We start from the raw sequence: 12,449 nt of genomic DNA on the forward strand, positions 1-12,449 counted from the left end.
TCATTTCTCTTGGGTTTCTGTGGGCACATTGCCCAGGCAGTTCCAAGCCTCTCGCAATTCCATGACAACCCCGAGTACCGGCGGGATAAGGTCCGCTTTCTTTTCCAGATTCGCCCGGGCAATCTGTTCATGGCAGAACGCATAGAGACGACTCAACTGCAGTGTTATGTCGCCTCCCTCAGGCTGAAGGGTGGAAGAGAGATAGGTGACGATTTTCCTCGCCTTGCCCAGTTCCAGGGCTGCATCCTGCCAGTGCTTCTCCTCCAGAGAGTTCTTGCCTGCGACGAGTTTCTGATGAAGGCCGTCCAGCAGGAGGCGGATCAGATCCTGGGGACTTGCCCCCCGGGTCTGCTGGTCCAGATAGGCTTTCCGCGCCTTGTCCGCACGAAAGAGAGTCAGATCTGCCGTAGTATTCATCTAGCCCTGCCCGCCGGCGCCAGAGATTCCTCCGAGCATGGACATCATCATGGCGCTTTGACTGTTGAGTTCCGAGAGCAGTGTCTCCATCCTCTGAAACTCCCGAAGGTAGCGTTCCCGTCTGATTTTCAGGCGGGAGTCAATTCTCTCGACCTGTTCCTCAAAGGTTTCGATTCCCTGGCGAAAATCTTCCTGCCTTCTTTCCAATAGTCCGTAGGCTGGGTCGAGGTAGGAATCCAGAAGGCGGCTGAGGGAGTCCGTTACACCGGTGAAGACCTGAACCCTGCCTTGATCTTCCCCCTGCTCGGAGAGTTCCAGAGCAGTCAGCTCCACCAGAACGCCAAGATCTAGAGTCTTTCCGCTCTCTTCCACGCCCTTGAGCATGCGACCCTGACCCTGGGCCTCTTCCAGCACTCCGTTCACCAGAAAATACCCGGCGACATCCTGCCCGTCCTGAGCCGTTCCCTCCTCCAGTCCAAGAAGCGCGGTCAGGCCTGAACTCACTTCTTCAAACTGAAGGGAGCTGCTCGATCCCCAGGACTGGCTTTCCAGTTCCAGATGGCCTAGCCCACCGCCATCATCGACCCATCGAACCTCTACATCGCGGCTTCCCAGTTGGCTGTCTGAATTGATGGCCGACTCAATGGCCTCGGCCACTTCGGCAGCACTGCTGTACTCGCCCTCAGGGAGGCTGATCAGTTTGCTCTCCACACCGTCTACGCTGATCTTGAAACTCGAGTTTTCGGAATCCAGAATCAGGGGAGTGCCCGGAGTGGGCTCCATGAAAGTCAGCCCTGTGAATGTCCCACGGCTGGCCGCCTCGGTGATTCTCACTTCATAGCCTGCGCTCGCTGCGCTGCCCACGGTCCCCGCGCCGGCCGAGAGGAAGGTGATGTTCGCGTCGCTGGCCTCCCCGGTACTCGCAAGAAGGGATACGACACCATCGAGATCCTCCGAAAGCGCGTCACGAAGCATTGACTCATCAAGGGCCAGTGTGCCGTCCGAGTTGAAATTGCCATTGACCGCTGTGCCAATCCCGATTTCGCTCAGGTGGTCCAGTTCACCGGCGATTCCCTCCACGGCTCGACCGAGAGAAGATCGGATCCTCTGGTCCATGAACATGGCCATGCGATCCCCGAGCATGACTCCTGCGACTTCCTGATCGGCATCGTAGCTGAACTGTGAATTGAAGTACTGGATCAGGTGGTTGTAATTCTCGACAAAGCCCTTGACCCGTTCGACGACCTCCTCCTGATCGTGCCGGACACTGAGTGTCAAGGTCTCGCCAGGGCTGCTTGCAAGCACATCGAGAACCACGCCATCAATCAGTTCGCTGAACCGGTTACTGGAACTCTGGACGATCAGGGGATCCGCTCCGCCCTCGGGAGAGCCGAACTCAATGACCGCATCCTGGGCCGACTGGATGCAGCAGGTTTCTGCCATGACATACCAGTAGTCATCGGTCTGTAGATCGCCGCTGCCAAAGCTGAGCATCATTCCGCCCGTGACCTCGATCCCCTCGCCGGCATAGTCGGCGGGAATCACTATCTGACCCTCGTTGCCCAGAGTGTCCGTCCAGTCAACGAGGATCTCGTCCGTTCCGACAATCCCGCCCTGGCTCACATTGAAACTGAAGTTCGCGTCACCGTTGCCGGCGAAGATACCGGAACTGCTGACAGTGCTACTTCCGTTGATCACTCCGTTGATCACCTCTCCGACGACTCCGAATTCCAGACCCTCACCACCGCTCAGGGAGGCGGTCACGCCCAGAAGCTGGTCAGCACCGGTGTCGGCACTGGACAGAATCATCTGCCAGGGAGTGTCCCCTTCGCCGGTATTGATGAGACTTGCCCTCAGACCTGAATCAGACTCGTTCACCCGATCCACAAAGTCCTGAAGTGTGTTCTCTCCCTCCTGCAGTTCCAAAGAGAGAGCCTCCTCTCCCGCCAGCTGAATTATCACCGTCCCGTTTCCCAGGATGGCGTCGCTGGAGGAGAAGCCCTGACTGGCAATCTGCTGCCCTTGGGCAATCTGCTGGACAGAGAGGCTGTATAGGCCTGCCGGCGCTGCATCGTTCACCGAGGCCGAGAGGATCCCGCTCTGGCTGAACTCCGCCAGCATCCCGTCGAAGTCTCCCGGTCTGCGGAGTTGATCGACTTCTGAACGAAGATTGCGAACCAGACTCTCGAGCGCATCGTAGCTGGAGAGTCGCAGTTGCTGTTGTGCAATTCTGGATTCCAGTTGAAAGGCGGGACGCCTTTCCAGGCTGATGAGTTGCTCCACGAGACTCTGCGTGTCCATGCCGCTGATGAGTCCGGAAATTGAACTGTTGCCGTACATGATTCTCCCTTTTCTCCCTGGAGTTCTGTCTCTTTCATTATCGGCGCAAGGTCGCAGGCCTTGAGGGAAAAGGGACAAGGAAAAGCCCTCCCCCGAAGGGGAGGGCTTCCTGTTCTTACCGATCGTGTCGCATCACTCCGAATGCTTCCTCTTAGCCAAGAAGCTGAAGAACGATGCTGGGCGTCGAGTTGGCATGCGAGAGCATGGCCGTCGCCGACTGGAGCATGATCTGGCTCCGGGTGAAACTAGCCACCTCGGCGGCCATGTCCGTATCCCGGATGATCGATTCCGCAGCAACCAGGTTTTCCTGGGCAACCCGAAGGCTGTTCAGGCCGCTTTCCAGAGTATTGCCCTGGAAGGCTCCCAGATCGCCACGAATCGCACTGATTTCCGCAATCGCCTTGTCGATCACCGAAAGGGTATCGTTGGCCATTGAGGTATCCAGCACCGAGATCTCGCTCAGGTTCCGGAACTGGTTGCTTCCGTCAAAGGCGGCATCCAGGCCACGGCCCAGTTCGCGGGATGCGATGTTCGCCACCGCTACCGAGACGGTCTGATCCGCATTGGGTCCCACCTGGAAGGTCATGCTCTGGTTCGAGATCAGGACACGGCCGATGTCAGAACCCGTAGCACCGTTGTAGAAGACCTGCAGGCCTTCTGCGGGAGTGCCCGAGCGCCCGTGCATAACGGCACCGACACCTTCCACCTGATAGGCCACACCGTCATAGACGAAGGTGCCCGCAACATCGATTCCGTTGCCAGTGTCACCAGCTGCGGAGAACCCGCTCTGGCTTCCATCGGTGGCCTCGTTGTCGGAGTAGATCGTGAAGTTTGCGTCGGATCCGTAGATCGTGCTGCTGACCGTCAGATCTGTTCCGTCAGTGGCAACTTCAACACCCAGTGTGTCCGTGTAGGCGTTGATCTTGTCAGCGATGGTCTGGGCATTGTCGCCCGCCTCGAGATAGATCGTGGCCGTGGCCCCTGTAATGTTGTTCGTTAGCACAAGGCTCTCGTCCGCAGTGATTCCGGCGATCAAGCCCGAGTTCGCTGTCTGAACGATGGCCTTCTCCGCACGGGTACTGACATTCATGCTGTAGTATCCGGACGCAGTCTGCGCTCCCGCCGCCAAGTATTCAACGGCACCTTCGATTACCGCACCGGTCAGGCCGTTACTGCCGTCGAGCAGTGACTTCGTGCCAAACTGGGTGTACTCGCTGATGCGCTGAATCGTGGCGAGAGCATTTTCAATCTCCGCCTGGTCGGCAGCACGGTCCGCATCGCTGGCGACGCCGGAATTGGCGGCGTGAATCGCCAGTTCGCGCATGCTGTTGAGCAGGGAGTGGATCTCGGTCAGGGCGCCTTCAGCAGTCTGGACCATGGCAGTGGCCAGTTCACTGTTCTCGATCGCCTGATTGAGACCGGAGATTTGTGCACGCATATTTTCCGAGATCACCAGTCCGGCAGGATCATCGCTGGCCTTGTTGATCTTCAGACCGGAGCTCAGGCGCTCGAGCGACTTGCTCATGGCAAAGTCGTTCTGCGCAAGGAACCGGTATGCGTTCATGGAAGAAACATTGTGATTGATGCGAAAAGACATTCCGCTTCTCCTTAAGCTAGCCGTAATACGGCGAGTCCAAGACTTACCACCGCAGCCTCCTTGCTGTTGCGGCTGTTTCCTGTATCGGGTGAAGGCTGGAAATTCTTGAGAGTTTTTACGATAGATTCAAAGGGAAAGGCAGAATGAGGAAGAACAGGAAAGCAGAGGGACTATTCCCCGTCTTCAAGGGGCTTCAGATCACCCAGATTCGCGGAATCCGGCTGCTCACCTTTCAGGGCCGAATGATTTGCGTCCCGAATGGCCGCATAGATCTCTTCCCGGTAGACGGGAATGTCCAGGGGGGCCTCAATGCCGATCTGCACGGTCTCGCCGCGAACATCCACGATCGTCAGACAGACATCGTTGCCGATCATGATTCTCTGATCCCTTTTCCTGCTCAATACCAGCATGAGGCTCCTTCCTCGAACGGATTCTATCCGCAGTTCCGAACCCGGTCGGCTGCCTTCTGGCTATCGGCAGGAAGTGGCTCCGGCATGAGCTTTTCCTGAGTGGAACGCATACTTCCATCCAGAATCACCTGTTTCCCCACGCGCTTTCCGGCATGCGCAAGGACAGGACCCAGGAAATTGGCAGTGGACTCCTCCAGACTTCCACGCCAGGTGCAAAGGACAAAAACCACAAGATCATCAGAGCTTCCGATTTCCAGTTTGGCACTTTCCCTCTCCAGCGGCCTCATGTCAAAGTCGGAACGAAAGAGTCGTGGGTCACTGATCAGGTATCCGATGCCGGCGTCATCAGCACTTTGCAACCATTTGAAGGCGGAGTTCTCCTCGAAGTCCAGGATCAGAAACCGGGTCTTCCCGGGAATACCGACCAGTCCATCGGGGAGGAGGAAGAGATCCTTCTCCGTGTAGTGAATGTCGCCAAATCGTGTGCCCTTGATGATCATTGATTTCCTATAGGTAACTGGCCAGGGTCATTTGGTAGATACTGGAGGCCAACATCAGCGATGCCTGATAGCTGGCTTCCGCGTTTTGATACAGCATCAGGGTTTCTGCAAGATCGGCGTCTCCCAACTCGGAGAGAGTCTCCGTGTATGACAGTTCCCGGGACTGCAGGGTCAGCAGGGCATCTTCTGCAAGATCCAGACGGCTTCCCACCCGGCCTCTCTCACGAATCATCCGGCTCTCCACAAGTTCCAGTTCCGCAATCAGGGGCTGAAGAGCCTCTGTATCTCCGCTGGCAATGGCCTCTCGCAGTTCGAAGAGAAGCTCAAAGGGGCGCGAGGGAATGCCCTTCCCCTCGATTCCGAGAAGCATCGCTGTGCTGTCATCCTCGAGGGAGGAGATTTCAAACCCCTGTCCCCCCACGGTCTCAAAATGAAGGCGGTTGCCGGACTCGGAAATACGGATCTGCATTTCGGGGACCTCTTCCCCGATCCTCTGGACCAGATCCCGAACAGTTTCTGCACCACTGAGATTGACTTCTCTCGCGGCACTTTCCCCTTCCAGTTGAATCTGGATCGTTCCGAGGGAAAGGTCGATGCCCATCATGGTGTTGAGGGAGCTTCCCAGGCCCATTCTCGGATCCAGATCACGGCTGCTGAGGAAACCGTCATCGTGATAGCCGTCGATCCCCAGAACCCGGGCCGTGCTTCCGCCCTGAAGGTCCTCGATCTCCAGACTACTGTTGCCAGAAATCTCCAAACGGCGCTGATCAGCAATGCTGAACTGGAGGTCCGGCATCTCCGCCTGAACTGCGTCCCGGAAATCGGCAAGGGTCTCCAGCTCCGTGCAATCGAGCACCATGCTGTTTCCTTCGCCATCGCTGATCCGGATGCTTCCGGACTCGAATCCCTGACCGTCGAAGAATTCATGGAAGGGTGTGTCCCAGCCCAGAGCGGGATCCCAGTCGATGCTTCCTTCAGTCCAGGCGGGATGGTCAGCAAACAGTTCGCTCCCGGGGAGATTGTACTGGAGAGAGAGCCCGTCGCTGATGGAGGTTGCCAGAGAGGAGTCATCTCCGTGATAGATCACCTGCCCGGAAGCTCTTTCGAAAGGAAGAGTCGAGAGCCGGCCACCGGAAAAGAGATAACTGTCCCCCAGTTTCGAGTTCGCATTGGAGAGCACCCTTTCGATGATCGCGTCGAGGGAACTGAGCATCCCTTCTGTGTCCGCCGCAATGTCGCCTGCGGAGAGGGCAATCTCGCTAGCGGAACGATAGCATTCTCCCAGATCGGAAAGGGACTGGTCAGCTGCGGCAAGCCAGCGCTGGGCAATGCCCACATTTCCCTGGAAGCGGGTATTGCGACCCAGGAGCCCCTGCAGGCCGATCATCCGCTGTGCGCCTCCGGGATCATCCGAGGGCCTTGTGATCCTTCGACTGATGTCCAGACCCGCCATTCTCTCATAGGCGCGGTTGATGTTCGACAACATCGTTCGTCCGAGCATGTTCTGGGTGATTCTCATCATCACTCCCTAGACCGTGGACAAGAGGGTGTCGAGCATTTCATCCACCACCGAGATCACCCGGGAGGAAGCCTGAAATGCCGTCTGCACCATCATCATGTTTGCAAGTTCTTCATCGAGGCTGACTCCGCTCACCGAAGCCAGGCGTTGCTCCACGCCTTCCAGAGTCCTCAGGCTGGAAGACGCAAAGGATGCAGCCATCGCACTCTTTGCTCCGAGTTCACCGATGGTGGAAGCGTAGTAGGACTCCAGACTTTGATTGCTGTCTGCATCCATTGCCATGTCATGAAGCGCATAGAAGGCTTCTGCGATCGTCGAACCGTCTTCCAGAACTCCCGCCGTGGAGAGAAGATCGGGGTTCCCCTCAAGTACGGAGTTCAGTTCGATTGTGCTGGCATCCGTCCCCGAGAAAATGTCGATGCCCCCACCGGGAGCCCCGTCTGCTTCCTGATGGATTCGGTTGGCATGTTCCACAATGGCTGCTGCCATCCGGTCTACACGGGCCAGCATCTCGGGCAGCCTCACATTGAGGGCTTCCATCATGCCGCTGATTTCGCCCGCCGGGAGATCCAGAGCGAAATCCTGGCCTTCGAGCTTCAGAACGGAACCGGGGATCCTGGCCTCGCTGTCTGGGGAGGTTTCCAGACTGAGCCGACCGGCACTTCGTCCGTCCAGAAGAGTCCTGCTTCCCAGAAGAACCCGCACATCTCCTCGTTCTCCTTCTTCCCAGCGGCAACCCGTCAGTTGGGCCAGTTGGAGCAGGCTCTGCTGGCGACTGTCGATCAGGTCAGAACGCGCACTGTCACCCATGGAGGCTTCCAGTATTTGCCCGTTGATCGAAGCAATGTCTTCCAGCAGGCGATTGCTTTCCTGAAGCCGGAGTTCGATGTCCTCCCGCGTGCCTTCGGCCTGGTCAAGAAGCGAAGTGGAGAGACTGCGGAAGCGCTGGGCAAGCGATCGGGCGTTTTCCAGAATTACGGGGGCAAGATCCGAAGAGTCTCCTCCGCCATCCGGGTTCAGGGTCAACTGCCAGGAGTCCAGAAAGGAGCGAAGGTCATCCCCGAGGCCTGTCTCGCCAAGACTGGTGTCGACCGGTTCCCCGAAGGCCAGTTCCATCAGGTCATAGGAAGCCCGCAGCGCCGATTGCTCTCCGTACTCTCCCTGCGCCCGCGTGACTCTCCCCAAAAGGAAATGGTCCGTGATTCTTTGCACTCCGAGAATCTGAACTCCCCCGGACTGGGGAAGCCCCATTTCTCCGAGAATACTGCGGGCGCCGAGTAAGACTCTCTGCCTCGTGTAGGCCGGGTTCCCGGCATTGGCCACATTGTGGTTCAGGATTTGAAGCGCACTCTGCTGTGCAAAGAGCGACTGCTTTCCCGCCTCGATGATTCCGAATAGACCGGACATGGTTCTCCTCAGGCTCGCAGGGAGAGAATTACTCCCTCGCCGCCATCTTCTTCTCTTCGATTCGATGCCTTTTTCGCCAGTTGTCCCAGGGCTTGAAAATCTCCATGGAGCAGATCCAGCGAGTGTTCAATCATCTGGCGATTTCTCTCGTTTTGGGATTGGATCTCACGACCAAGCTGTCCCAGTTCCAGATAGATTTCCTGAAGCGCCATCATTTCATCACCCTGGAAGCAGGCAATGATCCTCGCACTTCCCTCTTCAATGCGGATATTCAGGGTCTTGCAAAGACTGCGGGTGATCTCCACTCGCCGGTTACAGGCCTGTTTCCCCGACTCCAGAGATGCGAGGTTCCGCTGCAAGGCCTCATTGATGCTTTCCGGACACTGTCGAAGAAGTGCATCCTGATGTTCGTTCATCACAGCAAGCAGCCTGCGATAGGCTTCGGACTCCACTTTGGCGGCATCCATCAGCTCTTGGAGCAGCTTAGAATCTGCCATTCTTCCCTCCCGGTTTCGCCGACCATTGGGACTCGATCAGATCCGCGAGTCCCAGTCCCCGCCCGCTCTCGCTGGCAAGGCGGCAGTATTCTTCATCCAGCATCCCGCGAAAGAGACGATTGCCGGGAGTCTCCGGCATGAGTTCGCTTCTCTCGACACTCTTTCTCATTGTCGCCATCAGGAACTGAAGGAACAGGGCCTCCATCTCCTCCGCACTCTGGCGAGCTTCCCGAGCCGCCTTGCTCCCCGAGGATGCAAGACTCTCGGGAGACTGAAGGCTCCTTGCCGGATTCGCTTGCTGCAACTCGTTCATTCTGTCTCCTACATGATCACGAGTTCCGCTTCCAGGGCGCCGGATTCCTTGAGTGCCTGGAAGATGGAAATCATGTCCCGGGGGCTCACGCCCATCTCATTGAGTGCCTGTGCGACTTTTTCCACCGTGTTACTGTCTTCAAGCAGGGTGAACTGTCCCTTGCTGTCATGAACTGCTGTCTGGACTTCCGGAACCAGCAGGCTCCGTCCCTCTCCGAAAGGGGAAGGCTGGCTGGCCTGATAGCCCGTGCGGATCTCCACCTGAAGGCTGCCGTGGGCAATGGCCACATCCCGTATCCGGACATGGTCGCCCACAACCACGGTTCCGGTTCTCTCATTGATCACCACGCGAGCGGCCAAGTCGGTTTCCACGCTCATATTTTCGATTTCACTGATGAAGCGGATCATGTCGCCCCCCCGCTCCTTGGGAATCCAGACCGAGACTCTTGCAGCATCGTGGGCCTGTGCGACTTCTCCGCCGTAACGACGGTTCAGGGATCCGGCGATATTAGCCGCCGTCGTGAAATCGGGGCTGTGAAGAAGCAGGTCAAAACGATTGTCACGAACATAGGAACCCGGCCAGTCCCGGCTCAGGGTTCCCCCCGAGGGAATGCGACCTACATTGCTGTTGTTCTTTCGAACGGAATTACCAAGACCCGCATCCACGCTATAGCCGCCCACACTGATTGCCCCCTGGGCAATTCCGTACTGAAGACCATCGGCCTGGCGAAGCAGGGGAGTCATCAGGAGGATTCCGCCCTCGAGGCTCTTGGCATCTCCAAGGCTGGATACGGTTACATCCAGTTGCCCACCCTGACGGCTGTTGGGAGGAAGGGTCGCCGTCACCATGACTGCGGCCACATTTTTCATACGGATTTCCTCGGGGTCGAGGGTCAGCCCGAACTTCTCCATCATCCCGGCAACCGAGTGAGCCGTGAAACCAGTCCCCCGTCCATCCCCGGTACCACTGAGACCCACCACCAGTCCGTAGCCGATCAGGTGTTCTCCGTCCTGCCCATTCACCTGGGCAATGTCCTTCACTCTGGAAGCACCTGCGGAAGATGCGATCAGGAACAGGAGCGCAAGGAGTGTCATGAATTGCTTCTTCATCCTCATCCTTCCTAGAATATCCAGTCGGCAAAACGACTCAGGAGACCGGGGCGATTGCTTTGCTCCAGATCACCCTTGCCTTCGTATACGATGATGGCTTCTGCAATGGCGCTTGAAGGAACCGAGTTGTCCGGACCGATATCGCGGCCGCGCACCACTCCCGAGAGAGTAAGTACGTCCTCTTCCCCGTTGCGGCTGACACTTCTTTCCCCTTCCACACGAAATTGCCCCCGGGGCAGTTCCTGCACAATGCGCACACTCATGACGGCTTTGAGATCCGCCTTCCGTGCGCTTGTACCTTTCCCCTCAAAACGGTTTTCCTGGTTGAGTCCCCAGAGCGGGATGAAGTCGAGAAGGCCGGTCCCCGCGCCGCCACTCATTTCATTCTTCACTTCGGTATCGGTGATTGCATCACTGACCGCCGTCGCGCTTTCAGAAATCATGACCGTGAGGATGTCCCCCACTCGATGGGCTTTCTGGTTGGAATAGAGGCTGCCCCCGCTGCTGTCATCCCAGAGGGCTTCCGCCTGAAGGGAAGTGGATAAGGCCAGCAGCAAGATCAGGAACCATCGTTTACTCATGTCTGCTTCTCCCTGAGTTCAATCCATGAGGGAACCAGAAGGCCCGGGCCGGCAACCCGGTAGCGCTTCAGTTCCCTGCTGTCCCGGAGCCGTACCGGGACCATTTCTCCGTATCGACCATTGGACTGCGCCACGCCGCTTTTACGAACCCGGACGGCACCACGCTCCAGTTGAATCACCACTTCTCTTCCCGCTCGCACGAGAAGGTCGCTCTCTGTATTCCGGGTCGTCAGGACATCCCCCGGCTCCAGACGACGCTTGAGAACTGCCGTAGACAAGGCTCCCTCTTCCAGAGGCTGTCCATCAATGTCAAAGAGATTGCGTACTTCCCAGCCCCAGTTGCGAAGGGTCTCGCCGCGCACTTGAGGATGCCGGCAGACGGGAACCCGGATCGGCTTCTCGCAGCGAAAGGAAACTCTGCGCTGGATTTCAAATCCCAGAGAATCCCGTACTTTCAGGAGCGCCTCGCCCTGCCTTTTTGTTTCCCCCTGGAGTTCCATTTCGAATTCAATCCGAAGATCGCTGAGCTGGATTTCCTCGGGGAAACCCATGAGCGGAGAAATCCGCTTCAGACCGAGAGGCTCCAGCTTCCTATCCAGGTAGCGGCTGGCGGATTCCAGAATGCGTTTACTGGAGAGGCGAAGAGAGGGCGTTGAGATCTTGACTGTTTCAGCACCTTCGAGCCTTCCCAGGTAGCCCTCTTCCCGAAGAAGGCGCTGAAGCCGACGACGGCTCAGGCTTCTGGTTTTTCCCGGCTCGGGACTCTTGCACACCAGAAGATCGTTCATTGAGGAGGGAAGGGAGCCATCGAGCAGGTCCACAAGGGAGACAACAGGTGCCCGACACTGCAGGGTCTCTTTCAGGAGCAGACGGCTCTCTTCCGCAATAGACGATTGAGGGAAATGCAGAAGGGCAAGCCCCAGGAGGGCTGCCGTCAGAAGAACTCTCTTATGCCTCTTTCTTATGATCATCGTTTCAACTGGTTGGCGACCGAGAGCATCTCTTCGGATGTCTGGATCGCCTTGGAGTTCAGTTCATAGGCTCTCTGTGCTTCAATGAGCCGGATCATTTCTTCCACCACACTGACATTGCTGCCTTCGAGGATCCCGGACTCAATCTGACCGAAACCATCACGGCCGGCGGTTCCTTCCTGGGCTTTCCCACTCGATTCGCTGGCCAGAAAAAGATTGTTTCCCAGGGCACTCAGGCCGGAGGGGTTTGCAAAACGATAGACTTCAAGTTGTCCAAGACTCCGGGGTTCCTCTTCGCCCGCGACGAGGATGCGCAGGTCGCCGTCTTTCTCGACGGAAACCTGGGTCGTGGATTCAGGAAACTCGAAACCGGGTGCCACATGCAGACCACCGCTGGTCACCAGACTTCCCTCACTGTCCAGCGCAAAGGAACCGTCACGGGTATAGGCGTAGCGCCCGTCGGGCAATTCCACCCGGAAGAAACCGTCACCATTGATGGCCATGTCGAGAGCGTTTCCCGTGATCTGTGTAGGGCCCTGGGTAAAGATCTGGCGTATACCGGCCAGACGGACTCCATGACCTACCTGAATGGGCTGTACATCGGCACCGCCACGAAGACTGGCATTGGGGGAAACCACCTGATAGAGAAGATCCTGGAACTCAACGCGCCCGCGCTTGAAGCCGGTCGTGTTGACGTTTGCCAGGTTATGGGAAATCGTATCCACATAGAGCTGTTGGGCTCTCATGCCGGTGGCGGAAGTGGACAGGGCTCTCATCATCTTGTTTCT

General features: G+C 57.4%; 13 protein-coding genes. All 13 read right to left on the reverse strand.

Features of this window, described 5'->3' with window-relative positions:
• The 13 genes from fliS to flgG all read right to left on the reverse strand — a co-directional run bounded on the left by fliS (nucleotide 1) and on the right by flgG (nucleotide 12,440).
• Nucleotides 1-417 (reverse strand): flagellar export chaperone FliS, encoded by a 417-nt coding sequence (fliS, locus tag QGH30_01260; GenBank protein ID MDP7020968.1) that lies wholly within the window; start codon nucleotides 415-417, stop codon nucleotides 1-3.
• On the reverse strand, nucleotides 418-2,757 hold the full coding sequence (fliD, locus tag QGH30_01265; GenBank protein ID MDP7020969.1) for a flagellar filament capping protein FliD: 2,340 nt from the start codon (nucleotides 2,755-2,757) through the stop codon (nucleotides 418-420).
• Nucleotides 2,758-2,908: 151 nt separating this feature from the next.
• Entirely contained in the window at nucleotides 2,909-4,354 is a 1,446-nt protein-coding gene (locus QGH30_01270; protein ID MDP7020970.1) for a flagellin, read from the reverse strand.
• A 170-nt stretch (nucleotides 4,355-4,524) separates the two neighbouring features.
• Entirely contained in the window at nucleotides 4,525-4,764 is a 240-nt protein-coding gene (gene csrA / locus QGH30_01275) for a carbon storage regulator CsrA (protein ID MDP7020971.1), read from the reverse strand.
• Between the two features lie 23 nt (nucleotides 4,765-4,787).
• On the reverse strand, nucleotides 4,788-5,264 hold the full coding sequence (gene fliW / locus QGH30_01280; GenBank protein MDP7020972.1) for a flagellar assembly protein FliW: 477 nt from the start codon (nucleotides 5,262-5,264) through the stop codon (nucleotides 4,788-4,790).
• 7 nt (nucleotides 5,265-5,271) lie between these two features.
• Nucleotides 5,272-6,783, reverse strand: coding sequence for a hypothetical protein (locus tag QGH30_01285; protein ID MDP7020973.1), 1,512 nt, complete (start codon nucleotides 6,781-6,783; stop codon nucleotides 5,272-5,274).
• A gap of 9 nt (nucleotides 6,784-6,792) precedes the next feature.
• Nucleotides 6,793-8,190, reverse strand: coding sequence for a flagellar hook-associated protein FlgK (flgK, locus tag QGH30_01290; GenBank protein MDP7020974.1), 1,398 nt, complete (start codon nucleotides 8,188-8,190; stop codon nucleotides 6,793-6,795).
• A gap of 8 nt (nucleotides 8,191-8,198) precedes the next feature.
• Entirely contained in the window at nucleotides 8,199-8,687 is a 489-nt protein-coding gene (gene flgN, locus QGH30_01295) for a flagellar export chaperone FlgN (protein ID MDP7020975.1), read from the reverse strand.
• Nucleotides 8,674-9,000 (reverse strand): rod-binding protein, encoded by a 327-nt coding sequence (locus QGH30_01300; GenBank protein ID MDP7020976.1) that lies wholly within the window; start codon nucleotides 8,998-9,000, stop codon nucleotides 8,674-8,676. The genes flgN and QGH30_01300 overlap by 14 nt, the downstream gene beginning before the upstream one ends.
• An 8-nt stretch (nucleotides 9,001-9,008) precedes the next feature.
• Nucleotides 9,009-10,109: a flagellar basal body P-ring protein FlgI gene (locus QGH30_01305; protein MDP7020977.1), complete on the reverse strand. Its 1,101-nt coding sequence runs from the start codon at nucleotides 10,107-10,109 to the stop codon at nucleotides 9,009-9,011.
• 11 nt (nucleotides 10,110-10,120) lie between these two features.
• Nucleotides 10,121-10,690 (reverse strand): flagellar basal body L-ring protein FlgH, encoded by a 570-nt coding sequence (locus tag QGH30_01310; GenBank protein MDP7020978.1) that lies wholly within the window; start codon nucleotides 10,688-10,690, stop codon nucleotides 10,121-10,123.
• On the reverse strand, nucleotides 10,687-11,661 hold the full coding sequence (locus QGH30_01315; protein MDP7020979.1) for a flagella basal body P-ring formation protein FlgA: 975 nt from the start codon (nucleotides 11,659-11,661) through the stop codon (nucleotides 10,687-10,689). Before QGH30_01315 ends, QGH30_01310 begins: the two co-directional genes overlap by 4 nt.
• Entirely contained in the window at nucleotides 11,658-12,440 is a 783-nt protein-coding gene (gene flgG, locus QGH30_01320) for a flagellar basal-body rod protein FlgG (protein MDP7020980.1), read from the reverse strand. Before flgG ends, QGH30_01315 begins: the two co-directional genes overlap by 4 nt.
• Nucleotides 12,441-12,449: the final 9 nt, after the last annotated feature.

It is taken from the genome of Candidatus Krumholzibacteriia bacterium (assembly GCA_030748535.1).
Lineage (GTDB): Bacteria > Krumholzibacteriota > Krumholzibacteriia > JACNKJ01 > JACNKJ01 > JASMLU01.

Bases quoted from the DNA above. Each gene is read 5' to 3' on its own strand.
- csrA (MDP7020971.1), bottom strand. From the start codon at position 4,764: ATGCTGGTATTGAGCAGGAAAAGGGATCAGAGAATCATGATCGGCAAC.
- QGH30_01270 (MDP7020970.1), bottom strand. From the start codon at position 4,354: ATGTCTTTTCGCATCAATCACAATGTTTCTTCCATGAACGCATACCGG.
- QGH30_01310 (MDP7020978.1), bottom strand. From the start codon at position 10,690: ATGAGTAAACGATGGTTCCTGATCTTGCTGCTGGCCTTATCCACTTCC.
- flgG (MDP7020980.1), bottom strand. From the start codon at position 12,440: ATGATGAGAGCCCTGTCCACTTCCGCCACCGGCATGAGAGCCCAACAG.
- flgN (MDP7020975.1), bottom strand. From the start codon at position 8,687: ATGGCAGATTCTAAGCTGCTCCAAGAGCTGATGGATGCCGCCAAAGTG.
- fliD (MDP7020969.1), bottom strand. From the start codon at position 2,757: ATGTACGGCAACAGTTCAATTTCCGGACTCATCAGCGGCATGGACACG.
- QGH30_01300 (MDP7020976.1), bottom strand. From the start codon at position 9,000: ATGAACGAGTTGCAGCAAGCGAATCCGGCAAGGAGCCTTCAGTCTCCC.
- QGH30_01315 (MDP7020979.1), bottom strand. From the start codon at position 11,661: ATGATCATAAGAAAGAGGCATAAGAGAGTTCTTCTGACGGCAGCCCTC.
- fliW (MDP7020972.1), bottom strand. From the start codon at position 5,264: ATGATCATCAAGGGCACACGATTTGGCGACATTCACTACACGGAGAAG.
- QGH30_01285 (MDP7020973.1), bottom strand. From the start codon at position 6,783: ATGAGAATCACCCAGAACATGCTCGGACGAACGATGTTGTCGAACATC.
- fliS (MDP7020968.1), bottom strand. From the start codon at position 417: ATGAATACTACGGCAGATCTGACTCTCTTTCGTGCGGACAAGGCGCGG.
- flgK (MDP7020974.1), bottom strand. From the start codon at position 8,190: ATGTCCGGTCTATTCGGAATCATCGAGGCGGGAAAGCAGTCGCTCTTT.
- QGH30_01305 (MDP7020977.1), bottom strand. From the start codon at position 10,109: ATGAAGAAGCAATTCATGACACTCCTTGCGCTCCTGTTCCTGATCGCA.